This is a genomic window from Knoellia sp. B-D-2, assembly GCF_057714695.1.
Genome location: NZ_CM173189.1, coordinates 2,762,807 through 2,786,891, shown reverse-complemented (window position 1 = coordinate 2,786,891; position 24,085 = coordinate 2,762,807). Strand labels below are relative to the sequence as shown.

Annotated in this window: 17 protein-coding genes; 5 read left to right on the top strand and 12 right to left on the bottom strand. The window is 72.2% G+C overall.

What is annotated here, in order from left to right; all coding sequences use genetic code 11:
* Positions 1–3: 3 nt before the first annotated feature.
* The 9 genes from smpB to AC3EU2_RS13115 form a co-directional block, all read right to left on the bottom strand.
* Entirely contained in the window at positions 4–495 is a 492-nt protein-coding gene (gene smpB, locus AC3EU2_RS13155) for an SsrA-binding protein SmpB (protein ID WP_488176749.1), read from the bottom strand.
* A gap of 71 nt (positions 496–566) precedes the next feature.
* Positions 567–1,904: a peptidoglycan DD-metalloendopeptidase family protein gene (locus tag AC3EU2_RS13150; protein ID WP_488176748.1), complete on the bottom strand. Its 1,338-nt coding sequence runs from the start codon at positions 1,902–1,904 to the stop codon at positions 567–569.
* Positions 1,905–2,151: 247 nt separating this feature from the next.
* On the bottom strand, positions 2,152–3,057 hold the full coding sequence (gene ftsX, locus AC3EU2_RS13145) for a permease-like cell division protein FtsX (RefSeq protein WP_488176747.1): 906 nt from the start codon (positions 3,055–3,057) through the stop codon (positions 2,152–2,154).
* Positions 3,054–3,854, bottom strand: coding sequence for a cell division ATP-binding protein FtsE (ftsE, locus tag AC3EU2_RS13140; RefSeq protein WP_488176746.1), 801 nt, complete (start codon positions 3,852–3,854; stop codon positions 3,054–3,056). The genes ftsX and ftsE overlap by 4 nt, the downstream gene beginning before the upstream one ends.
* Positions 3,855–4,045: 191 nt before the next feature.
* Positions 4,046–5,440: a 3-hydroxybutyrate oligomer hydrolase family protein gene (locus AC3EU2_RS13135; protein ID WP_488176745.1), complete on the bottom strand. Its 1,395-nt coding sequence runs from the start codon at positions 5,438–5,440 to the stop codon at positions 4,046–4,048.
* Positions 5,441–5,524: 84 nt separating this feature from the next.
* Positions 5,525–5,992, bottom strand: a complete 468-nt coding sequence (locus AC3EU2_RS13130; RefSeq protein ID WP_488176744.1) for a TY-Chap domain-containing protein — start codon at positions 5,990–5,992, stop codon at positions 5,525–5,527.
* Positions 5,993–6,026: 34 nt separating this feature from the next.
* Positions 6,027–7,139, bottom strand: coding sequence for a peptide chain release factor 2 (gene prfB / locus AC3EU2_RS13125; protein ID WP_488176743.1), 1,113 nt, complete (start codon positions 7,137–7,139; stop codon positions 6,027–6,029).
* A 170-nt stretch (positions 7,140–7,309) separates the two neighbouring features.
* Positions 7,310–8,059 carry a calcium-binding protein gene (locus tag AC3EU2_RS13120; RefSeq protein WP_488176742.1) on the bottom strand — a complete coding sequence of 250 codons (750 nt, stop codon included), beginning with the start codon at positions 8,057–8,059 and terminating at the stop codon, positions 7,310–7,312.
* 239 nt (positions 8,060–8,298) lie between these two features.
* Positions 8,299–9,345, bottom strand: a complete 1,047-nt coding sequence (locus AC3EU2_RS13115) for a hypothetical protein (protein WP_488176741.1) — start codon at positions 9,343–9,345, stop codon at positions 8,299–8,301.
* 131 nt (positions 9,346–9,476) lie between these two features.
* On the opposite strand from AC3EU2_RS13115, the gene AC3EU2_RS13110 reads away from it, so the two are divergent.
* Positions 9,477–13,739 carry an FtsK/SpoIIIE domain-containing protein gene (locus AC3EU2_RS13110; RefSeq protein ID WP_488176740.1) on the top strand — a complete coding sequence of 1,421 codons (4,263 nt, stop codon included), beginning with the start codon at positions 9,477–9,479 and terminating at the stop codon, positions 13,737–13,739.
* A gap of 245 nt (positions 13,740–13,984) precedes the next feature.
* Positions 13,985–14,233, top strand: coding sequence for a WhiB family transcriptional regulator (locus tag AC3EU2_RS13105; RefSeq protein ID WP_035938865.1), 249 nt, complete (start codon positions 13,985–13,987; stop codon positions 14,231–14,233).
* Between the two features lie 70 nt (positions 14,234–14,303).
* Here the strand turns inward: AC3EU2_RS13105 and AC3EU2_RS13100 are convergent, their stop codons facing one another.
* A complete protein-coding gene (locus tag AC3EU2_RS13100) occupies positions 14,304–15,782 on the bottom strand; it encodes a sensor histidine kinase (RefSeq protein WP_488176739.1) in 1,479 nt (492 codons plus the stop codon).
* 25 nt (positions 15,783–15,807) lie between these two features.
* On the bottom strand, positions 15,808–20,751 hold the full coding sequence (locus tag AC3EU2_RS13095; RefSeq protein ID WP_488176738.1) for an NAD-glutamate dehydrogenase: 4,944 nt from the start codon (positions 20,749–20,751) through the stop codon (positions 15,808–15,810).
* Positions 20,752–20,893: 142 nt separating this feature from the next.
* Here AC3EU2_RS13095 and AC3EU2_RS13090 point away from each other — a divergent pair, with 142 nt between their 5' ends.
* Genes AC3EU2_RS13090 through AC3EU2_RS13080 form a run of 3 tightly spaced genes read left to right on the top strand, consistent with a single transcriptional unit; the run spans position 20,894 to position 22,230 of the window.
* Complete coding sequence (locus AC3EU2_RS13090; RefSeq protein ID WP_488176737.1) at positions 20,894–21,172, top strand: hypothetical protein; 279 nt, start codon at positions 20,894–20,896, stop codon at positions 21,170–21,172.
* A complete protein-coding gene (locus tag AC3EU2_RS13085) occupies positions 21,169–21,693 on the top strand; it encodes a hypothetical protein (RefSeq protein WP_488176736.1) in 525 nt (174 codons plus the stop codon). The genes AC3EU2_RS13090 and AC3EU2_RS13085 overlap by 4 nt, the downstream gene beginning before the upstream one ends.
* Before the next feature lie 48 nt (positions 21,694–21,741).
* Complete coding sequence (locus tag AC3EU2_RS13080) at positions 21,742–22,230, top strand: DUF2505 domain-containing protein (RefSeq protein WP_488176735.1); 489 nt, start codon at positions 21,742–21,744, stop codon at positions 22,228–22,230.
* A 68-nt stretch (positions 22,231–22,298) separates the two neighbouring features.
* Here AC3EU2_RS13080 and pruA read toward each other — a convergent pair whose 3' ends face one another.
* A complete protein-coding gene (gene pruA / locus AC3EU2_RS13075; RefSeq protein ID WP_488176734.1) occupies positions 22,299–23,927 on the bottom strand; it encodes an L-glutamate gamma-semialdehyde dehydrogenase in 1,629 nt (542 codons plus the stop codon).
* Positions 23,928–24,085 lie beyond the last annotated feature (158 nt).

The window sequence follows — 24,085 nt, the reverse complement described above, 5'->3', positions numbered from 1 at the left end:
GTCCTACCCCCTCGTGCCGAGCGCGCGCTCGGCCTCACGACGATCCTGGCGCTCACGCAACGCGTGGCGCTTGTCGTACTCCTTCTTGCCCTTGGCGATCGCGATCTCGACCTTGGCGCGGCCGTCCTTGAAGTACAGCTGGAGCGGGACGATCGTGTGGCCGCTCTCGCGGGTCTTGTGCATGATCCGGTCGAGCTCCTTGCGGTTGAGCAGGAGCTTGCGGCGGCGGCGCGGCGTGTGGTTGGTCCACGTGCCGGAGATGTACTCGGGGATGTGCACGCCCTCGAGCCACAGCTCGTCGCCGGTGAAGCTCGCCCAGCCGTCGACGAGGCTGGCGCGCCCCATGCGCAGCGCCTTGACCTCGGTGCCCATGAGCACGAGGCCGGCCTCGAAGGTGTCCTCGATGAGGTAGTCGTGGCGCGCCTTGCGGTTGCTCGCGACGAGCTTGCGCCCATCTGGCTGAGCGCTGCCCTTCTTCGCGTTGGCCTTTGCCATGGCGGTCACCTCCCTCGAGTCAGTGCGTCAGGCTACTGCAGCGTATGCCGTGTGCGCGCCGACGTTCTGCGTCAGAGGTAGTTGCGCGGGTCGACGAACTCGCCGTCTTCGTAGACCTCGAAGTGGAGGTGGCAGCCGTTGGAGTTGCCGGTGGAGCCCTCGTAGCCGACGACCTGGCCGCGCTTCACGCTGCCGCCATGGGTGCGGATGCTCTGGAGGTGGTTGTAGGTCGTCGCGAGGTGGACCCCGCCGATGACGCCGTGGTCGACGACGACGCGGTTGCCGTAGCCGCCGCGGGAGCCGGACTCGATGACGACGCCGGAGGCGGCGGCCTTGATGGGCGTGCCGCAGGGGGAGGCGTAGTCGCGGCCGCTGTGCAGGCGCCACACCTGGTCGATGGGGTGGAAGCGCATGCCGAAATCGGAGCTGATCCAGCCCGCGGTCGTCGGCGCGCTCAGCGGACCGCTGGTGCTCGGGGCCGCCGGAGGGCGGGGGGCGGAGCCGGTGCCGGTACCGGTGCCGGACCCGGAGCCGCCGCTGGGTCGGGCGGCGGCCGCGGCGCGCTTGGCTGCCGCGGCCCGGGCCGCCGCGGCCCGGGCCGCCGCGGCCCGGGCCGCGGCGGCGGCCTTGGCCCGGGCGTTGGCGGCGGCGGCGATGCGGGCGCGCTTGAGGGCGGCGGCGGCGCGGGCCTTGATGACGCTGCTGAGCCGGGCCGACTCGGCCGTCATCTGGCCCAGGCTCGCGGCCTCGGCGGCGGACTTGGCCTTGACGGTGGAGGCCTGGGCGGCCTGCTGCGCGGCGAGCGCGTCGAGGGCCGCCTTGGCGGCGGTGGCGCGGTCGCGGGCCGAGGTGGCGGCGGCGAGGGTGGCCTCGGCCTTGCGCTTGGCCTTCTCTGAGTCCGCGCGCAGGGCGGACAGGTGGTCCTCCTGCGCGGTCTGGCTGGCCTTGGCGGTGGCGAGGGCGACCATCGACTGGCTCTGCAGGTCGATGACGGTGCCGATGAGGGCGATCCGGTCGGCGAACTGCTGCGGCGTCGTGGACGTCATCGCCATGTCGAACTCGCCGAAGCCCTGCTCCTGGTAGATCTGGGCGGCGAACTGGGCGACCTCGGTGCGGCTCTCGACGATCTCGGAGCTCGTCGCGGCGAGGTCCTCCTGGGCCTTGCTCTCGTTGGCCTCGGCGACCTCGAGCTCCTGCGCGGCCATGGCGTTGGCGGTCTCGGCGCGACCGGCGGCGGCCCGCGCCTGCGTCAGCGCGGACTGCGCACCCGGCAGCCTCGACTGGGTCGTGCGCAGCGCGATGTAGGCCTCGGCGAGGTCGGCGTTGGTCTCGTGGAGGTCCTCACGCAGCTTGTCGATCTGCGCGTCCACCCGCTGCTTCTGCCGTCCCGGGTCCGGCTCGGCGTGCACCGCCGGAGAGTGGCTGACGAGCGCGAGGGAGCACAGCAGAGCCACCGAGATGCCGGCAGTTCGGCGTGCAGGGGCGCGTCGGGGCGCAGGGGTTCGCCACATGGTCACCATTGGTAACACGAGTCACCACCTCTTGGGAACAGCCCGCGCCGAAGAGTTGCCTGGGGATCCGGGCGGCTGCGTCCGCAAGGATGGTCGAAACCTCGACCATCCTTGCGGACGCAGGGGGTCCGACGGGGGGCGTTCCTCACACGCGCAGGTAGCGGCGCAGCGTGACGACGCTCGTGAGCACCGCGATGACGATGACGCCCCCGAACAGCCACGGCGTGAGCGACCAGACGTCGTTCGCGCCGATGAGCGCCTTGTTGAGGATCACCTGGTTGAAGCCGAGGTTGAAGATGAGCCGCAGGCCGAGCCAGAGCATGCCGACCGCGAGGGCGACGCCGAGCGCGGCCACGACGAGCATCTCGATGATGAACGGCATCCGGATCGTCCAGTTGGACGCCCCGACGAGGCGCATGATCCCGATCTCCCGCCGCCGGATGAACGCGGCCTGCCGGATCGTCGTCGCCATGAGCAGCGTGGCGCAGATGACCATGAGCGTGGCGAGGAGGACCGAGAAGGCCGTGATCCAGTTGATGATCTGGAAGAAGCGTTTGAGGACCTTCTCCTGGTCCTGGACGCTTGCCACCCCCGGCGCACGCTCGAACTGGCTCGTGACGACGGCGTACTTCGTCGGGTCGCTGAGCTGGACGCGGAAGCTCTGCGGGATGTCGCCGAGCTGGACGTTGCCGGTGATCGGGCTGTTGCGGAACTGCTCCTTGAAGCGCTCGAACGCCTCGGCCTCGGTCTCCTGGAAGACCTCCTTGACCTCGGGCATGGCCCGCAGCTGGCTCTCGATGCTCTGCTCCTGGGCCTCGGTCGCGGCCTGGCCCTGGCAGTTCGGCTGGAGCGAGTTGTCGGTGCACAGGTAGATCGAGACCTGGATCCGGTCGTACCAGTAGCCCTTCATCGTGTCCGCCTGGCGTTGCGCGAGCAGGCCGAGCCCGAGCAGGAACATCGACACCATCGTCACGAGGATGACCGAGAGGGCCATCGAGAGGTTGCGCCGCAGGCCGGACCAGACCTCGCCGGCGATGAAACCGGGCTTCATCGCTCCTCCCCTCCGAAGCGCTCGGGATCGAGGTCACCGATGTCCTCGATGCCCTCGACGTCCTCGACCGCGTCGGGGTCCTCGAGCACCGTCGGGGACTCGGAGGAGGTGGTGGCGGCGAGGTAGGTCGCGTGCTCCGCGTCTCGCACGACGACGCCCTCCTCGAGCTGGACCACCCGTCGGCGCATCGCGTTGACGGTGTCGGCGTCGTGCGTCGCCATGAGCACGGTCGTGCCGGCGCGGTTGATCCGGTCGAGCAGGCGGACGATGTCGAGGCTGATCTTGGGGTCGAGGTTCCCGGTCGGCTCGTCGCACAGCAGGATCTGCGGCTTGTTGACGACGGCGCGGGCGATCGCGACGCGCTGCTGCTCACCACCGGAGAGCTGGTGCGGCAGGCGCTTGCCCTTGCCCTCGAGTCCGACCATCTCGAGGGTCTCGGGCACGAGCTGGCGGATCGCCGACGACGGCTTGCCGATGACCTGGAGCGCGAAGGCGACGTTCTGGTCCACCGTCTTGCCCGGGAGCAGCCGGAAGTCCTGGAAGACCGCGCCGATCCCCCGACGGAAGCGGGGCACCTTGCGCGAGGACATGGAGTTGAGGTCCTGACCGGCGACGAGCACCGTGCCGCCCGACGCCCGCTCCTCGCGCAGCGCGAGGCGGAGCAGGGTGGACTTGCCCGAGCCCGAGGGACCCACGACGAAGACGAACTCGCCGCGCTCGACGTTGACGTTGACGTCGGCGAGCGCAGGGCGGGTCGACCTCGGATAGACCTTGGTGACGTTGTCGAAGCGGATCATGCGCGCAGACGGGCCTTCGCGATCGGGGGCGGATGCGTCACGAGCATAGGTTCCGTCGCTGGGCGTCGGGCGCTTCCCCCCAGAGGCGGCGTGTGAGGTGCAGGACTGCGGCAGCGGCCCGGACGCCGAGCCGGCGCCGGGCCGCGGAAGCTTCCGCGGCACGGCGCCGGACGTGGGTCCCGGGTCCGGGCTCAGCCCAGGGCGCAGGTGTGGAGCAGGTCGCCGGAGGTCGGCCGCGCCACCGTCGCGTCGGCCGGCGGGGGGGTCCCGTCTTCCACCCACGACGTGAGCGCGTCGAAGCCGGTCCGGGCACACGGCAGCAGGGGCCGCAGCCGGTCCGGGAAGGCCGGCACGAGGGCGTCGGTGTGCGTGCCGTCCTCGACCCGGTAGTAGCGGTGGCTCGCACCCTGGCCGGCGTCGTCGACGAGCTGCGCGTAGACGTCGGAGTCGGTGCCGATCGGCAGCAGCGTGTCCATGTCGCCGTGCACCGTGATGAGCGGCTTGCCGATCCTGCCGGTCAGCTCCACCGATCGCACGGCCTCCTTCACCGAGGCCGGGCGTGCGAAGTAGTCGTAGTCGGCGTCGCACTGGGGCGTGCCGCTCGCGCAGTAGGGCGTCCCCGCGTCGGTCGCCCCGTCGAAGCCGGGGTCGAACTCCTCGCGGTAGATCCGCTGGGTGAGGTCCCAGTACACGGTGTGGTGGAACGGCCAGAGGAACTCACTCCCCGGCTCGAAGCCGGCCGCGATCATCGCGTCGTGCGCCGCGGGACTGCCGGTCGCGGCATACGCCGGGTAGTGCTTGAGCGCGGTCGGGAGGTAGGTCATGAGGTTCGGGCCGTCGGCGCGCAGCAGCGTGCCCTCCCAGTCGAGCCCGCCGTCGTAGAGGTCCGGTCGGTTCTCGAGCTGCCAGCGGACGAGGTAGCCGCCGTTGGAGATGCCGGCCATCCAGGTGCGCTGCGGCGCCTTGGCGCGGACCTGCTTGACGACCCGCTTGGCCGCCAGCGTGAGCTCGGTGACGCGCGAGTTCCATTCGCGCACACTGCCGCCGGGCGAGGACCCGTCGGCGTAGAACTTCGTCCCCATGTTGCCCTTGTCGGTGCTCGCGAAGGCGAAGCCCTGGGCCAGGACGTAGTCGGACCAGATGAAGTCGTTGGCGTACTGGCTGCGGTTGCCGGGGGCGCCGGTGACGACGAGCCCGCCGTTCCAGTCGTCGGGGATGCGGATGACGAACTGGCTGTCGTGGTTCCAGCCGTTGTTGGTGTTCGTCGTCGAGGTGTCGGGGAAGTACCCGTCGACCTGGATGCCGGGCACGCCCGTCGGGTTGACCGTGCCGGGCGTGTGCAGCCCGGCGAAGTCGGCGGCACGCGTGTGACCGGAGGCCACGGTGCCCGCGGTGGTGAGGTCGTCGAGGCAGGCAACCTTCTGCTGCTCGGCGCCGGGGACGGCGACCTTGGACTGGCGGGCGCAGTGACCGCCACCGGGCTTGTCGGCGACCGCTGCTGGCGCGGCCGCGGCGAGCGCGACGGTCGTGGTGAGGGCGGCCAGGGCCGCGAGGAGGGTGCGAGGAGACGTCATTGTCGGGCGCATGTCGGCCAGCGTGCCGGTCGCGGCGGACGGTGCCCATGGTGCTCGGCGCCACTTCGACGCCCCCGCCATGTGGCGGTGACCCTCTCAGGCCGGGAGGACGTCCCGCAGGGTGCGGGTGACGAGGTCGGCCACCGCGGCCGCGTCCGCCTTCGGGAGGTATGCCGTGTGCGTCACGTCGTCGGGGAACCAGCGCGTCCAGATCCGCTCGATGATGAGGTCGCTGCCCGGCCGGCGCCAGCCCAGCTCGTCGAGCCGGCGCTCCTCGTCGGCGGAGAGGAGGAAGTCGCCGCCGAAGCTCTCGCTGCCCACGAGCTCCGCGACGGCGTGGTCCTCGTCGCGCCGGACGCGGACCCACGGCGCGGTGTCCTCGTAGCGGGCGGGGACGAGACCGAAGAGTCGGCTCTTGCGGGAGAGGTGCGGGCGGGTCAACGCGGGCACGTCGATGAGCACGTCCTCACCGTCGCCCAGCCGGCGGATGCGCGCCGTGAGGTCGGCCGACCACGCCGACCAGTCGGTCGGACCGCCCGGCGGGAGCTGCACGGCATACGTCATCGTTTGTCCTCGATCTCGTTGTGCGACAACGGGATCAGGCGTCTGCCTTGCGCTGGGCGATCTGCCAGCGGATGCCGGCCTCGATGAAGCCGTCGATGTCTCCGTCGAAGACCGCGGTCGGGTTGCCGGTCTCGAACTCGGTACGCAGGTCCTTGACCATCTGGTACGGGTTGAGGACGTAGGAGCGCATCTGGTCGCCCCAGCTCGCCTTGACGTCGCCGGCCATCTCCTTCTTGACCGCGGCCTCCTCGGCGCGCTTGAGCAGGAGCAGCCGCGACTGCATGACGCGCAGGGCTGCGGCGCGGTTCTGGATCTGCGACTTCTCGTTCTGCATCGAGACGACCGTGCCGGTGGGGAGGTGGGTCATCCGCACCGCGGAGTCCGTCGTGTTGACCGACTGCCCGCCGGGGCCCGACGAGCGGAACACGTCGATCTTGAGGTCGTTCTCCGGGATCTCGACGGAGTCGGTCCCCTCGATGAGCGGGATGACCTCGACGGCGACGAAGCTCGTCTGGCGACGGCCCTGGTTGTCGAAGGGGCTGATCCGGACGAGCCGGTGGGTGCCGCCCTCGACCGAGAGGTTGCCGAACGCGTAGGGGACGCTGACCTCGAAGGTCGCGGACTTGATCCCCGCCTCCTCCGCGTAGGACGTGTCCATGACCTTGGTCGGGTAGCCGTGGCGCTCGGCCCAGCGCAAGTACATGCGCATGAGCATCTCGGCGAAGTCGGCGGCGTCGACGCCCCCGGCGCCGGCGCGGATGGTGACGACGGCCGCGCGCTCGTCCCACTCACCGCTGAGCAGGGTGCGGACCTCGAGCTCGCCGACGGCCTTCCTGACCTTGACGAGCTCCTTCTCGGCCTCGGCGAGGGTCTCGGCGTCGTTCTCCTCCTGGCCCATCTCCACGAGCGCCTCGAGGTCGTCGACGAGGGTGTCCATCCCCGTGACGCGCTCGTACTCGGACTTCGCCCGGGACAGGGCGGAGGTGACGGCCTGCGCCTTCTCCTGGTCGTCCCACAGGTCGGGTGCGGCCACCTGCTCCTCGAGGTCGGCGATCGTCGCCTGGAGCGCGGTCAGGTCGGTGACGTCACGCACGGACGTCATCGTCGTGCGCAGGTCCTTGATCTCTTGCTGGAAGTCGGTGGCCACGAGAGCCAAGCCTACGTGCCCGTATGCCGGCCCACGCGCAGCGTGGGACCCGCCACCACCGCGCGCACGTCCGTGCGCCCGGTGGTGGCCGCGGGCGAAAGGGCGGGTGGTCCTCCCTGCGGACCACCCGCCCTCGCGACGGTGCGAGCGCGACGCCGCCCGGCCGGCGCCTATCCCTCGTCCGGGAGGGGTCCGAAGGTCTCGATCGAGACGGCCACCTCGCAGGTGTCCTCCACCCCGAAGTCCGAGCCCTGCTCGCCGTCGCAGACGTCCTGAGACGGACCTCCGGACACCGGAGAAGGGTTGTCTCCCGTCAACAGGTCGTCGCCGCGGCCGCCGAACAGGTTGTCGTTGCCGAAGTTGCCGACGACGACGTCGTTGCCGTTCTCGCCCTTCACGAGGTCGTTTGCGGGCCCTCCGAAGAGGGTGTCGTCGCCGTTGCCGCCGGTCACGGTGTCGGTGCCCATCTGGCCGGTGGCGAAGTCGTCACCGTTGCCGCCACGAAGGGTGTCGTTGCCGCCTTCTCCGGCGATCTGGTCGTCTCCGCTCCCGCCGTCGATGACATCGGCACCACCCGGCACGCTCATGCCGTCGGGGTTCCCGAGCAGGATCGACTCGGCGGTGTCGCCGAGGACGAGGTCGTTCCCGTCACCGGCGTTGATCGTGTCGTTGCCGGCGCCACCGCAGATGAGGTCGTCGCCTCCGAGGCCCCAGACGACGTCGTTGCCGGCGCCGGCGAGGATGACGTCGGGACCGGCGGTCCCGCGGAGGGTGTCATTGCCCGCCGTCCCGGTGATGGTGGCGGCCTCGGCGCCCAGGATGATGAGGCACGGGTCGGGCATCTCTTCGGCGGTGGCGACGGGGGCGAGGCCGAGGGCCAGGCCGAGGGCCAGACCTCCCGTGGCAGCGACTCGGAGCATGACGGCTTCCCCTTTCGAGAGCCCCACCGGGGCGACCGCGTGCCGCCGGTTCGCGGCAGGACTCCTCCCCCCGAGTGTTCCCCTGCTCACGGCTTCCCACCTGCGGAAACAAAGAATCGAAGGCCCCTCCGCGGGCCATTTTCCGTCACCCGAACGGCTCAGTCCCTCGCTCCCGCGATCCTTCGGTCGCGCGCGATCGGGCGGGTGGCCGTCCCTGCACGCCACCTGCCACGCTCACGTCAGCACTCGACCCCGCAGGAGGCGTAGGAGCCGAAGATGGCGTCGCCGTAGGCCACGAAGGAGTGGTCGATGCTCTTGCCGTTCATGAGGATCTCCTGGTTGGTGACGCCTCCGGCGAGGAGGCCGTCCTTGCCGCCGACGACCTTGATGGTGAAGGACGCCGGAGCTTCGGTGGCCGCGTAGGCCCCGGTGATGCAGGCGGCCTGCTCGGGGGTGATCAGGCCGGTCTCGATGTCGCCGCGATCGCGTCGGCCACGACGAGCGTGAACCAGGTGTTGGACTGCGTCCCGGCCTTGAGGTTGCCCTGGGCGGAGCGGCTGGCGTTGTAGCACTCGTGGGCGGCCGCGGTCGTGGCGGTGGCCAGACCCAGGGCCGCGGTCAGCGCGACGGCTTTGCCGAGGCGCGAGGCGAGGCGGTGCATGGAGGCCCCTTCCGAAGTCCCCTCGTGCCGACTGGAGGGTCGCTGCTTCGCGACAGGGCTCCTGTCCTCCCGAGCGTCCCGTCGTCCCCGATGGACGTCCTGCGAATGAGGAAAGACGGTCCCCTGTGGGCCCTCGTCCTGACCCGAACGGGTCAGGTTGGCCACCGCGGAGCCGCCGGTCCCACCGGATGGCCCCCTCGGTGAGCGCCAGGAGCAGCACCGCCACTCCCACGCAGGCGAGCAGTGCACGGGGGTAGCCGACGTGCAGGAGCTTGTCTGCGACGTCGTCAGCCCCGCTGAGGTCCAGCAGGGGACGGAGCCGGAACCAGTGGACGAGGCCGGTGACGGCGATGCCGACGACCGCGTTGAGCTGCACCACCTTCCACCACGTCGGGAAGCGGTCCTGCCGCAGCGCGAGCGTCGTCGCGGTGAACGCGACGAGGAGGTTGGTGAGGACGGTGAAGTAGGAGATGAAGCGGACGAGCCGCCTCCCGAGGGCGGGTGGCGTCACCTCGTCGAGGCCCACCCCACCGCGGATGACGAGCACGAGCTGGAGGAGCAGGGCCGCCCACGTGACGACGGCGGTGAGCGCATGCCAGGGCCGAACGGGTCGCGTCTGGTCCACGCGCACATCATGGCGGCGTTCGACCGCGCCGGGTGCGCTTCGGGCGATGTCCGCCCCGGAGCGTGTCGCGGGACGGACAGGCTGTGGAGAAGTCGACGGCGTTCCGCCGCGTCCGTCCTAGCGTGCCGGTCATGCCCTGCCCGATCGAGCTGGACCTCACCCTGCGCCTCCCACGACGACGGGCGAGCGGGGTCGACGTCCGCGTCACCGCTCCGCCCGGGTCGACCTGGGCGGACCTCGGCCCCCTGGTGGAGAAGCTGCTCGACGTCTCGCCGCTGGCGCCGCTGGTCGCGTCGTGCGGCGGGGTCGTCGTGGTCGCCGAGGCCCGCGTCGGGGTGCCGCCCCTGGTGCACGGCGCGACGCTGGTGGTCGGTGAGGGCGGGTCCCGATCCGCCGCGGTGACGGCGCCCGTGGACCTCGTCGTCGTGGCCGGGCCGGACGCCGGGCGACGCGTCCCGGTCGCGTCCGACGGCGTCGTCGTGGGACGGGGAGCCGGCTCGGGGCTCAGCCTCGCGGACCGCCGCCTCAGCCGTCGGCACGTCCTCGTCCGGCCCATCGACCACGGCGTCCGCGTCGCCGACCTCTTCTCGACCAACGGCACCCGCTGCGGGGGGGTGGTGCTCGAGCCCGGCGGGTGGACCGACGTGGACGGGTCGGGCCTCATCGCGGTCGGCGACTCGTTGCTGCGCCTTGTGCGCGGGTCGGGGACGACTGCCCCGACCCGCGTGCGCGGCGACGGGCGGGTCGCCGTCAACCGCTCACCGCGCGCCAGGACACCGGAGGTCCGCGCCACGGTCACCGCACCGACTCCGCCGACGCCACCGCACCGTGGCCGGGTCCCGTGGGTGGCCGCCGCCCTCCCCCTGCCCTTCGCAGGGCTGCTCGCGGTCCTCTTCGGCCCGCAGCTGCTCGCCTTCGCCCTGCTCTCCCCGCTCATGCTCGTCGGCACCGTCGTCGGCGACCGGTGGGGCGGGCGGCGTGAGCACACCCGCGCGCTCGCCCTCCACGGCAAGGAGCTGCGGCAGCGGCGGGCCGAGCTCGCGACGTGGCACGGCCTCGAACGCGAGGAGCGGTGGCGCGACGCCCCGGACCCGGCCACGGTGCTCGCCGTCGCGACCGGTCCGGGCACCCGGATCTGGGAGCGCCGACCCGGCGGTCCGGACGTCGGCAGGGTCCGCCTCGGTGTCGGCACCCTGCCCTCGCGCACCAGGTGGGTGACGTCCACGGGCAGCGTCGAGCACACCACGCTCGGAGACCTCCCGGTCGAGGTGGACCTGGGCGCGGTGCGGGGGCTCGGCGTGGCCGGTCCCCTCGCCGACGTCGAGGAGGTCCTCGCCCACGTCCTCGGACAGGTGGCGACCCTGCACTCCCCTCGCGACCTCCGGCTCGTGGTCGTGAGCGCGGCCGCCGCGGCCGGCGCGGCCCCGGCGACGGCGTCCGCGACGGCGTCGCCGTCCGCGTCCGAGGACCGCACCGGTGGGGCGCTCCGGTGGGCACGCTGGCTGCCGCACATGACGGCACACGGGTCGTGGGAGACGTGTCTCGACGCGCTGCGCCGCGTCGTCACCACGCGCGAGGTCGCCCGCGCACGAGGAACCCCACGCGACCCCGCGCCCGTCCTCGTCGTCGTTCCCGACGGGGGCGACCTCGGCGCGAGCGGCCTCAGCTGTGGTGAACTCGTCGACCTGCTCGAGCGAGGTCGCGACCTCGGCGTGTGGTGCCTCGCGGGTGCCCGGACGGCTGGCGGCCTCCCCGCGTCCTGCGGCGCCGTCCTCGACCTCGGACGGGGCGGGCGCGAGGGATCGGCGCGACTCGACGTCGACGGTGCCGACCCAGTGACGACCTTCACCCCCGACCGGGTGAAGTGGTGGTGGGGTGAGCGGCTCGCTCGCTCGCTGGCGCCGCTCGTCGACGCGTCCGGCGATGCCGACCGGGTCCCCGTCACGGTCGACCTGCTGGACCTCCTGCCGTGGGTGGGCTCGCCGATCGCCCCGACGGCGCCGACGTTGGCGACGCACTGGCGGGAGGGCACCGGTCGACCGGTCGCGCACCTCGGCCGGGTGGCCGGAGACGACTGGGTGGTCGACCTCGCCTCCGACGGACCGCACGTGCTCGTCGGCGGGACCACCGGGTCGGGGAAGTCCGAGCTGCTCCGCACCCTCGTCACCTCCCTGGCTCTGGAGTGCTCACCGGCCGACCTGACCTTCGTGCTCATCGACTACAAGGGCGGGGCGGCGTTCGGCGGCTGCGCCGGGCTCCCGCACACGGTCGGGCTGGTGACCAACCTCGACGAGGGACTGTCGCGGCGGGCCCTCACCAGCCTCCGGGCCGAGATCACCCGACGCGAGCGCCTGCTCGCTGCGTCGGGGGCCCGCGACTTCGACGACCACCGCCGCGGTGTGGGCGGGCTGGCCCGTCTCGTCATCGTCATCGACGAGTTCCGCCAGCTCGCCGACGAGCTGCCGGACTTCGTCGACGGCGTCGTCTCCCTCGCCGCGGTGGGGCGCTCCCTCGGGGTGCACCTCGTCCTGGCGACCCAGCGGCCGGCCGGCGCGGTGACCGCCGACATCCAGGCCAACGTCAACCTCCGGATCGCGATGCGCGTGCGGGACGTCGCCGACTCCACCGACGTCATCGACGCCCCCGACGCGGCGCACGTCCCGGTCGACCGCCCGGGGCGTGGCTTCGCCCGCGGGGGCGACGGCGACCTCGTCGAGTTCCAGGCCGCCCGCGTCGGGCAGGGCGCCGAGGCAACTGCGATCCGACTGGAGGTCGTCGACGCGCACGGCACTCGCACCGGGGTCGCGGTGTCGCCCGGCCCGGCGACCGACGGTGCCGACGGGGGCAGCGGGGCCCCGGATGCCCTCGCTGCGATCGCGGAAGGGGCACGGGAGGCGTTGCGGCTCACTGGCTTTCGCGCGCCTCACCGGCCGTGGCTCCCACCGCTTCCCGAGTCGATCGGTGGGGATGCCGTGGGTGCCCACGGCGTCGGGCTCGTCGACGTGCCGGGTGAGCAGCGCCAGCACTCCCTCGTCCACCTCGGCACGAGCGGTCACTGGCTCATGGCGGGCGGGCCACGGTCGGGACGCACCGCGTGCCTGCGCACCGTGCTCGCCTCGTACGTCGCCGTCCCCGGTTGTGGCGCCCACGTCCACGCCATCGACACCAGTGGTGAGCTCGCGGACCTCGAGTCGCTGCCCCACGTCGGAGCAGTCGTCGCTGCGGACGACGTCTCGCGCGTGCGCCGGCTCCTGGCCCGGCTGCGTCGGCTCGGCGAGCCCACGACCACCGGCTGCGGGCGGACCACCGTGCTGCTCGTCGACGGGTGGGACCGGCTCGAGCCCGACGGGGACCTCGACGCCGGGGGCCTGCGCGACGAGCTGCTCGACCTGCTCCGGTCGAGCGGCGGCACGCTGCGCGCCGTCGTCACCGGCGACCGCAGCCTGCTCACCGGCCGGGTGGGCTCCGTCGCCGGCGAGACCTTCCTCCTCCCGCTGTCCGACCCCTCGGACGCGACGTATGCCGGCCTGTCACCTCGCGACCTCCCCTCCAGCCGCGCGCCCGGCAGGGCGGTCCGGCTGAGTGACCGGCTCGAGGTGCAGTTCGCCCGGCGGGACCCGGTGGCCGAGGCCGCACCGCCCGACCCCGGGGCCCCACCGCCTCTCGCGGTGCCGCGCCTGCCCACGCACGTCGACCTCCACGCCCTCCTGCGCGAGCACCGCAGCTCGGGCGGCAGCCGGCCCTCGCTCCTCGTCGTCGGGGTGTCGGCCGAGACCGGGGGCGTCGCGTCCGTCGACCTCGAGCTGGGACGTCGCATCCTCGTGGCCGGTCACGCCGGATCAGGGCGGTCGACCGCCCTGGCCACCCTCGGGGTGTCCGCCGCCGACGCCGGGCGGACGGTCGCGGTGGTCGAGTCCGCGGGCGGTCTCGTCGGCGCCACCGTGGAGGGCGCGGTCGTCGTCGACCCGTGGGAGCCCCGGGCCCTCGTCGACGCCCGCCGCGCCCACCCCGACCTCGTCGTCCTCGTCGACGACGCCGAACGTCTCGAGGGGACGCCGGTCGAGCCCGTCCTGCACGAGATCGCGGCTCTGGTCGACCGCGACGGCGGTGCGCTCGTGGTGGCCACGACGCCTCCGGCGGTGGCCACCCGGTTCCGCGGCGTGGTGCCGGACGTGGCTCGGGCCCAGCGCGGTGTCCTGCTCGGGCCGCGGGTACCGAGCGACGGCGAGCCCTTCGGGATCCGCGCGCCGCGCGGGGTGGCAGCGGTCCCCGGGAGGGCCCTGTGGGTCAGCGGCCGGCGCCACGTCGAGGTCCAGGTCGCTCGCGTCGTCCCTGCCCGGACACCCGGGCCCGGAGCGGGAGCACGCTGTCGGGGTGGCGGAACACCCTCGTGACGTGGGACGTTGACGGTGCGGGACCCCCGGTCGGCCGGGACGTGCGCCCTCGGGTCACCCCCCGGCGGGGCCCACGAACTCCCACCGCTCAACCCGTGCTTAATTGGGTCCGGGGGTCTAGACTGAAGGATCGGACGTCTGTGTGTCACGTCCGATGTGGTTTGCAAGGACGCAAGCTCTCCCGGTCCTTGCCCACCCCCGCAAGCGGCCAGCCCACCTGAACTCCACTGACAGGAGCACCACCCATGGATTGGCGCGACCGCGCTGCCTGCCTCGATGAGGACCCCGAGCTGTTCTTCCCGATTGGGAACACCGGCCCGGCGATCATGCAGATCGAGGAGGCCAAGGCCGTCTGCCGCCGCTGCGACGTCGTCGACACCTGCCTCAAGTGGGCATTGGAGTCCGGACAGGACGCCGGTGTCTGGGGCGGGCTCTCCGAGGACGAGCGCCGCGCGCTCAAGCGACGCAACGCCCGCGCCCGACGCGCCGGCTGACCCAACGCACGACAGCTCGACGGCCTCGCCATTGCGGCGAGGCCGTACTTGTGTGCCCGGCCGTCCGTGGTCAGCGTGAGAGCGGGCGGAGCCGGGCGGTGAACTCGACCCGGGTCCCCCGCGGCGTCGCCGGCTCCCAGCGGATCCGGCCCTGCAGGTCCTGGACGAGCGAGGTGACGATCCGCGTCCCGAGCCCGGCCCGGACCGGCCGGAAGCCCGCCGGCAGCCCGGTGCCGTCGTCGGTGATCGAGACGGTGAGCCCCTCGACACCGGGCTCGACCTCGGCCCGCTCGACCTCCACCGTGACCGTGCCGCCGGCGGTGAGCCCGTGCTCGACCGCGTTCTGCACGATCTCCGAGACGATCATCGCGAGCGAGGTGGCGTCCTCGGCCCGCATGCGTCCGAACTTCCCCCTGACGGTGGACTCGACCGGGTGCTCCGTGACCGCGACGTCGACGACGGCCCGCAGACCCCGCACCGCGATCTCGTCGAAGTCGACCGTCTCGTCGATGCCCTGGCTGAGGGTCTCGTGGACGAGCGCGATCGTCCCGACCCGACGCACCGCCTCGTCGAGCGCGTTGCGCGCGGCCTCGTCGGGCAGTCGGCGGGACTGGAGCCGCAGCAGCGCGGCCACCGTCTGGAGGTTGTTCTTCACCCGGTGGTGGATCTCGCGGATCGTCGCGTCCTTGGTGATGAGCTCCTGCTCGCGTCGCCGCAGCTCGGACACGTCTCGCAGGAGGAGCATCGCCCCGTCGCGCTGACCTCCATCGGTGAGCGGGATGGCACGCATGGTCACGCTGGCCGACAGCGTCGACACCTCGGTCCACCACGGGGCGCGGCCGGTGGTGACGACCGCCAGGGACTCGTCGACCGTGGAGCCGGAGGTCTGCAGCAGGTCGGCGACCACCGTCGCGAGGACCTCGCCGATGACGTCGCCGCGGTGCCCCAGGCGGTGGATGGCACTGATGGCGTTGGGACTCGCGTAGAGCACGGCGCCCTCGACGTCGAGGTGGACGACCCCGTCACCGACCCTGGGCGCGCCGCGGCGGGCGCCCGTCGGCGCGGACGGGCTGGGGAACTCCCCCGCCGCGATCATCCGGGTGAGCGACCCGGCGAGCAGGCGGTAGGTCAGCTCGAGACGGCTCGGGGTGCGGCCGCCCAGGACGTTGGTGTGCTGGGTCATCACCGCGAGCGAACGCCCCTGGCGCACGACCGGGACCGCCCGCTCCCGTACCGCCATCTCGTCCTGGCGCTCCGGCTCGCGACCGTCGACGATCCGCTGGTGCCGGAAGGCCTCTGAGAGCATCGGGTCGCGCCCGCTGCCGGAGCTGCGCCCCACGACGTCGTCGTAGAAGACCATCGGGCCGGTGTTGGGGCGCACGTGCGCCACCGCCCGCCAGCCGTCGAGGCCCGAGGGGACCCAGAGCACGAGGTCGGCGAATGACAGGTCGGCGATGAGCTGCCAGTCCCCGACGACGAGGTGCACCCACTCGATCTCGTGGTCCTCGAGTGTCGTGGAGGACCGGAGGGAGTCGGCGAGGGTGCTCACGCGCCGAGCCTAGGTCCTGCCCCGGTCAGCTCCCCGTGCGGACCACCGAGCGCAGCGAGCGGAGCGCGACCGACAGGGCCGCGATCGTCGGCTTCTCGAGCCCGAGGATGCCGGTGAGCTGGCTCTCGGCTCGCGCGACGCCGTCCTTGTTCGACCGGCACCACCCCTCGATCCGCTCGTCGGCGCTGACCGTGCCGTCACCATCGAGGTCGTCCTCGACCTCGAAGGCGTTGCGGGTGTAGGCCTCGAGGACGGCATACAGGTCGTCGCGCAGGGCGCCACGGGCGAGCGCGTCCCACCGGTCGTCGCGCGCGAGCTGCGCCACGCGGTTGAGCATCCCGTCGATCCCGAAGCGCTCCGACATCTTGAAGTACACCTCGGCCACGTCACCCGGGGTGCGGTCGAGGTCGGACGCGATCTCGACGACGTCGAGCAACGAGTAGCTGTCGAGCAGGGTCGCAGCCCGCGCGGCGAGGTCCGCGGGGACCCCGTCGTCCTCCCAGCCCGTCGTCTGGCTGACGACGCGATCGCGCTCGCTGCCCTGAAGGAGGTCGGGGATCCGTGGCGCGAGCTCGGCCACCACGGGGCCGAGTCGCGTCACCTCGGTGGTGATGTCGAGGGTCCCGGGCCGCGCGGCGAGCAGCCACCGGACCGACCGGTCGAGCAGCCGGCGGAACTCGAGGTAGAGCCTGGTCTGCACGGCCGTCGGCAGGACGTTGTCGAGCCCTTCGACCCGCTCGACGTAGGCACGCAGGCCGAAGACCTCGCGGGCCACGATGAAGGCCCGCGCCACCTGCTCGGGGCTGCCGGCCGCCTCCTCCTGGGTCCGGAAGACGAAGGTGATGCCACCCCGGTTGACCATCGAGTTGACGACCGAGTTGGTGATGATCTCGCGCTTGAGCGGGTGGCGGCCGAGCTCGGCGGCATACGTCTCGCGCAGCGCCTGCGGGAAGTAGTCGGCCAGGGTCGCCGCGAAGTACGGGTCGTCCGGGAGGTCGCTGTCGAGGATGTCCTTCTTGAGCGCCAGCTTGGCGTAGGCGACGAGCACGGAGAACTCCGGCGACTTCAGGCCCACGCCCTCCGACACCCGCTTGGCGATCTCGGCGTCGCTCGGGAGGAACTCGAGCGAGCGGTCGAGCTCACCGCGCTTCTCGAGCCAGCGCATGAGCCGCACGTGCACGGGCACCATGGACAGCTCCTGGGCGCGCGCGTTGCCGAGGAGGACGTTCTGCTCGTAGTTGTCGCGCAGCACGTGCTCGGCCACGTCGTCGGTCATCGAGGCGAGCAGCGTGTTGCGCTCCTCGGTGGTGAGGTCGCCACGGCGCACGACGTCGCCGAGGAGGATCTTGATGTTGACCTCGTGGTCGGATGTGTCGACGCCGGCACTGTTGTCGATGGCGTCGGTGTTGACCCGGACCCCGGACAGCGCGGCCTCGATGCGGCCGAGCTGGGAGAGGCCGAGGTTGCCGCCCTCACCGACGACCTTGACCCGCAGCTGTTTGCCGTCCACGCGGATGGCGTCGTTGGCGCGGTCGCCGATCGAGAGGTGGTCCTCGGACGCCGCCTTGACGTAGGTGCCGATCCCGCCGTTCCACAGCAGGTCGACCTCGGCGAGCAGCACCGCGTGGATCAGCTCGGTGGGGGTCATGGTCGCGACGTCGTCGGCGAGGCCCAGGGCCGCCCGCATCTGGGGCGTGATCTCGATGGACTTCAGGGAGCGCGAGAACACGCCGCCACCCTCGGAGATCAGCGACCTGTCGTAGTCGTCCCACGACGAGCGCGGCAGCTCGAAGAGCCTCTTGCGCTCCGGGAACGACTGCGCCGCAACCGGATCGGGGTCGATGAAGACGTGGCGGTGGTCGAACGCGGCGACGAGGCGGATGTGCTCGGAGAGCAGCATGCCGTTGCCGAAGACGTCGCCGCTCATGTCGCCGACGCCGACGACGGTGAAGTCCTCGGACTGCGAGTCGACGCCCATCTCGCGGAAGTGCCGCTTGACCGACTCCCACGCACCGCGGGCCGTGATGCCCATGGCCTTGTGGTCGTAGCCGGCCGAGCCACCGGAGGCGAACGCGTCGTCGAGCCAGAAGCCGTACGACTGCGCGACGCCGTTGGCGATGTCCGAGAAGGTCGCCGTGCCCTTGTCCGCGGCGACGACGAGGTAGGAGTCGTCGCCGTCGTGCCGCACGACCCGCTCGGGCGGCACGATGTCGGTGCCGTCGCGGTTGTCGGTGACGTCGAGCAGCGCGGAGATGAAGGTGCGGTAGGCGGACTTCCCCGCCTCCAGCCAGGCCTCGCGCGACACCGTCGGGTCCGGCAGCTTCTTCGCGTAGAAGCCGCCCTTGGAGCCGGTGGGGACGATGACGGCGTTCTTGACCATCTGGGCCTTGACCAGCCCGAGGATCTCGGTGCGGAAGTCCTCGCGGCGGTCGCTCCACCGCAGGCCTCCGCGCGCGACCGAGCCGAAGCGCAGGTGCACGCCCTCGACCTGGGGGCTGTAGACCCAGATCTCGAAGGCCGGCCGCGGGGCCGGGAGGTCGGGGATGACCGTGGGGTCGAGCTTGAGCGAGACGTAGGGCTTGGGTGCGGCCGCCACGGCCTGCCCGGCCTCCGCGCCCTGCGGTGCCTCCGCACCCTGCCCGCCAGACGCGACCTGGAAGAAGTTCGTGCGCAGCGTGCCGCGCATGACGGCGAGGAAGGACCGGATGATGCGGTCCTCGTCGAGCGAGCTGACGTCGTCGAGAGCGCCGGTGACCCGCTCGGCGATCTCGCCCTCCTCGGCGGCCCGGGCCTCGACGTCGCCCTGGCGGTCGGGGTCGAAGCGCGCCTCGAAGAAGGCGACGAGGTCGGCGGCGATGGCCGGGTTCGAGACGAGGGCGTCCTCGAAGTAGGACTGGCTGAAGGTGGCCTGGGTCTGGCGGAGGTACTTCGCGACCGTGCGCAGGATGACGACCTGGCGCCAGGTCAGCCGGGCGGCCAGCACGAGCTGGTTGAAGCCATCGGACTCGGCGCGTCCGTCCCAGACGGCGAGGACGGCGCTCTCGAAGAGGTCACGCAGCTCCTCGTGCGCGACCCGCGACCAGATCTCGGGGTCCTGGACCCGCATCCCGAAGTCGTAGACGTGCAGCAGGACGCCGTCGGAGCGCGTCACCTCGTAGGGCTGCTCGTCGACGACCTCCACCCCCATGTCCGTGAAGATCGGGAGGATGTCGGTGAGCGAGAGCGGGTCGACGCGGAACAGCTTGAACCGTCGGATGTTCTCGGGTGAGTCGCTGGGCCGGTAGAGCGCGACGCTCGTGCGCCGCCCGTCGCCGAGGCGGTCGAGGTGCTGGAGGTCCGCGACGCCCTGGACGACCGAGAACGTCTCCTCGTAGCTCGTCGGGAAGCCGCGCCCGAAGCGGTCGAGCAGCCGGTCGCCCTCGACCTCGCCGAGCCGGTCGCGCAGCCCGTCGCCGAGCCGGTCCGCCCAGGTGCGGCTCACCTCGACGAGCCGGCGCTCGAGGTCGGAGCGCTGCTCCTCGTCGAGGTGACGGACCCGCTCCCCCACGGGGACCCGCACGACGAACTGCAGCCGCGACAGCGCCCGCTCGCTCACCCGGGCGGTGAACTCGACGCTCTCGCCACCGAACGCGTCCTTGAGGATGGCGGCCATCCGGGTCCGCACGCCGGTGTTGTAGCGGTCGCGCGGGATGTAGACCAGGCAGGAGACGAAGCGACCGAAGTCGTCCTCGCGCAGGAAGAGCTTGGTGCGGCGGCGCTCCTGGAGCTGGGCCACGGCCATCGCCGTCTCGAAGAGCTGGTCGGGCGAGGCCTGGATGAGCTCGTCGCGGGGGTAGGTCTCGAGAACCTCGACGAGGTCCTTGCCCGTGTGCGAGTCGGGCGCCAGTCCCGAGCGGTCGACGACGGCCTTGACCTTCTCGGCGACGACGGGGAGCCGCAGCACGGACTCGGTGTAGGCGGTGGAGGCGTAGAGCCCGAGGAAGCGCCGCTCCCCCAGCGTGGTCCCGTCGGCGGTGTAGGTGCGGATGCCGACGTAGTCGAGGTATGCCGGCCGGTGCACGGTCGAGAGCGAGTTCGCCTTGGTGAGGACGAGCACCCCCTGCTCGCGCGCCTTCCGGCTGGACTGCGGCGAGAGCGGGGTCAGCTTCTTGTCCGCCGGCGGGTCCTGACGGAGGACGCCGAGACCGGTGCCGCCGAGCGGCCGGATGACGTCACCCTCCGGGGTCTCCTCGAGCGCGTACTCGCGGTAGCCGAGGAAGGTGAAGTGGTTGTCGGCCATCCAGCGCAGGAAGGCGATCGCCTGCGTGACCTCGTCCTTGTCGACCCCGCGCGGCGGGGCGCCCTCGAGCTCGGCGGCGATGACGAGGCAGCGGGTGCGCATCGTCGGCCAGTCGGTGACGGCTCCCCGCACGTCGGTGAGGACGTCCTCGAGGGCGGTCGCGAGCTCGTCACGGGCGGCTTCGTCGCCCACGCGGTCGATCGTCAGGAGGATCCACGACTCCGAGAACACGTCCGGCGCCTCGGCCCCCGGCCCGCCCGAGTCCTCGTCGCACGTCTCGACCAACTCGCCCGACGCGTCGCGGCGCACGCGCAGCTGCGGGTGGACGACGAGGTGGATGTCGAGGTCTCGCTGGACGATGGCCCCGGTGACGGAGTCGACGAGAAAGGGCATGTCGTCGGTGACGACCTGGATGACGGTGCGGGCGCTCGACCACCCGTCGGTGTCGGTCGTCGGGTTGAACACGCGCACGGCCGCCTGGCCCGGCGGGCGCGACTGGGCCAACTCGAGGTGCGACTTCACCGCGCCGGCGAGGGTCCGCGGCGGTCGCGCGCTGAGCTCCTCGTCGGGAACGTGCCGGAAGTAGCGGCCCACGACGACCGCCCCGTCGGGCCGTGGGTCGAGGGCGGCGAACGCCGTGCCGATGGCGTCGAGCGTGGCCGATCGGGGCTGGACCGATGACTCCGTCATGGTGCGCTGCAGATCCTTGCGTCGCGGCGTCGCCGATGGCCTCGGCGGGACACGTCACTGTGTCCTGCACCGAGACTACCCACCCTCGTGGGCCTGTGGACGAGGGGCCGGAGGTGTGGCGGGTGAGCACTAGAGTGACGACGTGCGACGGCCGGTGGACACCGAGGGGCTCACCGCGGTGGGCGCCGATCTCGGGAAGGTCGGACCGGGCCTCGCCGGGGCCGAGGACGACCTGCTGTCCTGCCTCGTCGTCATGGGCGAGCCCGACCCGCAGCGCTCCGTCGACGCCTGGGTCGACCAGGTCGCCGACGTGCTCCGGGCCGTCGACGAGGTCGTGACGCACCATTGCTCGACCATCGCCCGGTCCGTCGCCCGCCGCCCGGTCGCGGGCGCCGGACCTGTCAGGACGGCGCGGCGATGAGGCACCCCGTCCCCGGGGACCCCGCCTCCCTGGCCGCGGCCGGGGCCACGGCGCGCCGGGTGGCGCGCGAGCTCGCCGTGGTGCAGGGACGCGGCACGACGGCATACGCCTCCCTGGGGGAGGTCTGGACGACGTCGACCTCGGTGCGCACGCGCAAGGAGGGTCGCCGGGCGATGGCCGCGCTCGCCGACGTCGGGTACCAGACCGAGCAGGTGGGCGAGGCGCTCCAGGCGTATGCCGCGGAGCTGAGCGAGCTCCAGGCGCGGGCCCGCGCGGTGGTCGACGCCGCTGCGGCGCTCGGCCTGGTCGTCGCCGAGGGCCGGGTGCGCCCGGCGTGGGGGGTGACCGGCGAGGCCGACCCGCGCACCGCGAGCGAGCGCGACGCGCAGGCGGGTGCCCTGCAGGCCGAGCTCGACGCCGTCGCCGTCCAGCACCGGCGACGCCGCGACCGGCTGCTGGCCCGGCTCGCGCAGGCACGACAGGACCTCGAGGTCCTCGCGGCGGCGCTGCGGCTCGGGTGAGGCCGCGCGGTGGCAGGATCGGGGGTCCGACCACGTGAGGAGCCACTGGTGAAGTTCACCCACCGAGCCGAGTACCCCGCCGCCCCCGAGGCGGTGTTCGCCGTGATGTGCGAGCCGGAGTTCCAGGACGCGAAGTGCGACGCGACGACGACCGGGACGTGGAAGGCCGACGTGGTGACGGTGGCCGACCGCACGACGATCACGACCGAGCGGGTCCTGCCGACCGACGGGCTGCCCGACATCGCCCGCGGCTTCGTCGGCGAGTCGCTGACGGTCGTCGAGGTCCAGACGTGGGCGCCGGCCGCTGCGGACGGGTCGCGGGTGGCCGACCTCAACCTCCACGTCAAGGGCGCGCCGATGACGCTCAAGGGGACGATCCGCCTCTCCCCCACCGCTGCCGGGAGCGTGCACGAGGTGGACGCCGACCTCCGGGCCGGCGTCCCGCTCATCGGCGGCAGGCTCGAGAAGGCCGCCGCCGAGCCGCTCCTCGCCGCTGCCCACACCGAGACGACCCTGCTGCATCGCCGGGTCGGCTGACGACCCGACTGATGGCGCCCAGCGTTCACGCCGGGTCGGCTGACGTCCCGACTGTTTGGGTGTTGCGGTCAGCCCATGTGGGGGTAGGCGTGCTGCTTCGGCGGCACGAACGTCTCCTTGATCGAGCGGGGGCTCGTCCAGCGCAGGAGGTTCTGGGCCGAACCCGCCTTGTCGTTGGTGCCCGACGCGCGCCCGCCACCGAACGGCTGCTGGCCGACGACGGCGCCGGTCGGCTTGTCGTTGACGTAGAAGTTCCCCGCCGCGAAGCGCAGCCGATGGCTCGCCTCGGCGACGGCCGCCCTGTCCTGGGCGATGATCGAGCCGGTGAGGGCGTAGGCCGAGGCCGAGTCGATGGTGTCCATGACCTTGCCGAACTGGCGGTCCGGGTAGACGTGCACCGAGAGCAGCGGGCCGAAGTACTCGGTCGTGAAGATCTCGTCGTGCGGATCCTGGCCGACCATGATCGTCGGCCGGACGAAGTAGCCCTCGGAGTCGTCGTACCTGCCGCCGGCGACGACGTCGATGCCGCTCGTCGCCTTGGCCCGGTCGATGGCGGCCTTGTGCTTGGCGAACGCCCGGTCGTCGATGACCGCGCCCATGAAGTTGGACAGGTCGGTGACCTCGCCCATCGTCAACCCCTCGGTCAGGTCGTGCAGATCCTTTCGAATGACCTTCCAGATGCTCCGGGGGATGAACGCGCGTGAGGCGGCCGAGCACTTCTGGCCCTGGTACTCGAACGCGCCGCGGATCATCGCTGTGCGGACGACGTCGGGGTCGGCGCTGGGGTGGGCGAGGATGAAGTCCTTGCCGCCGGTCTCGCCGACGATGCGCGGGTAGTGGCGGTAGGTCGTGAGGTTCGCGCCGATCCGCTGCCACAGCTGCTGGAAGACCCGCGTCGACCCGGTGAAGTGCAGGCCGGCGAACTCCGGGTGGCCCAGCACGACGTCGGAGACCTCGGTGCCGTGGCCGGCGACGAGGTTGATGACGCCCGGCGGCATGCCGGCCTCCTCGAGGATCTCGAGGAGGAACTGGGCCGCGAGCTGTTGGCTGTGCGACGGCTTCCACACGACGGTGTTGCCCATGAGGGCCGGGGCGGTCGGGAGGTTGCCCGCGATCGCCGTGAAGTTGAACGGCGTGATCGCGTAGACGAAGCCCTCGAGCGAGCGGTAGTCGGTGCGGTTCCAGATGCCCGGGGAGTTCGCCGGGGGCTGCTCCTCGAGGATCTGGCGGGCGAAGTGGACGTTGAAGCGCCAGAAGTCGATGAGCTCGCAGGCCGCGTCGATCTCGGCCTGGTATGCCGTCTTGCTCTGTCCGAGCATCGTCGCTGCGTTGACCTTGGCGCGGTACGGGCCGGCGAGCAGGTCGGCCGCCTTGAGCAGGATCGCGGCGCGGTCGTCGAAGGACATGTCGCGCCACGCGGGGGCGGCGGCGGTGGCGGCGTCGACCGCGGCGGTGGCGTCGGCCTTGGTGGCGTCACGCAGGGTGCCGAGGACCTTGGTGTGCGCGTGCGGCTGGCGCACCGTGATCTTGGTGCCACGACCCTCGACGCGCACTCCCCCGATGGTGTGGGGAAGGTCCCAGCGGGTCCCGCCGACCTCGACGAGCGCCACCTCCAGAGCAGCGCGCTCCGGGCTGCCCGGCGCGTAGTCGCGGACGGGCTCGTTGGTGGGGGCGGGGACGTGGGTCACAGCGTCCATCGGTGTCTTCCTCGATTCCGTGGGTGGCGGGTTCGCCCCCATGCTCCCACGCCCCCCGGCACGCCCTCGCGCCCCCGGCTTGCTAGCGTCCGCAACCCTGGTCGCGATCCCGATCACCTTTGCGGACGCTGGGGAGGCCGGGCGGACGCTGAGGCCCC

Excerpts from the sequence above, each read along its gene's own strand:
- smpB (WP_488176749.1), bottom strand. The coding sequence starts at position 495 with ATGGCAAAGGCCAACGCGAAGAAGGGCAGCGCTCAGCCAGATGGGCGC.
- ftsX (WP_488176747.1), bottom strand. The coding sequence starts at position 3,057 with ATGAAGCCCGGTTTCATCGCCGGCGAGGTCTGGTCCGGCCTGCGGCGC.
- ftsE (WP_488176746.1), bottom strand. The coding sequence starts at position 3,854 with ATGATCCGCTTCGACAACGTCACCAAGGTCTATCCGAGGTCGACCCGC.
- AC3EU2_RS13135 (WP_488176745.1), bottom strand. The coding sequence starts at position 5,440 with ATGCGCCCGACAATGACGTCTCCTCGCACCCTCCTCGCGGCCCTGGCC.
- AC3EU2_RS13130 (WP_488176744.1), bottom strand. The coding sequence starts at position 5,992 with ATGACGTATGCCGTGCAGCTCCCGCCGGGCGGTCCGACCGACTGGTCG.
- AC3EU2_RS13120 (WP_488176742.1), bottom strand. The coding sequence starts at position 8,059 with ATGCTCCGAGTCGCTGCCACGGGAGGTCTGGCCCTCGGCCTGGCCCTC.
- AC3EU2_RS13110 (WP_488176740.1), top strand. The coding sequence starts at position 9,477 with ATGCCCTGCCCGATCGAGCTGGACCTCACCCTGCGCCTCCCACGACGA.
- AC3EU2_RS13105 (WP_035938865.1), top strand. The coding sequence starts at position 13,985 with ATGGATTGGCGCGACCGCGCTGCCTGCCTCGATGAGGACCCCGAGCTG.
- AC3EU2_RS13095 (WP_488176738.1), bottom strand. The coding sequence starts at position 20,751 with ATGACGGAGTCATCGGTCCAGCCCCGATCGGCCACGCTCGACGCCATC.
- AC3EU2_RS13085 (WP_488176736.1), top strand. The coding sequence starts at position 21,169 with ATGAGGCACCCCGTCCCCGGGGACCCCGCCTCCCTGGCCGCGGCCGGG.
- pruA (WP_488176734.1), bottom strand. The coding sequence starts at position 23,927 with ATGGACGCTGTGACCCACGTCCCCGCCCCCACCAACGAGCCCGTCCGC.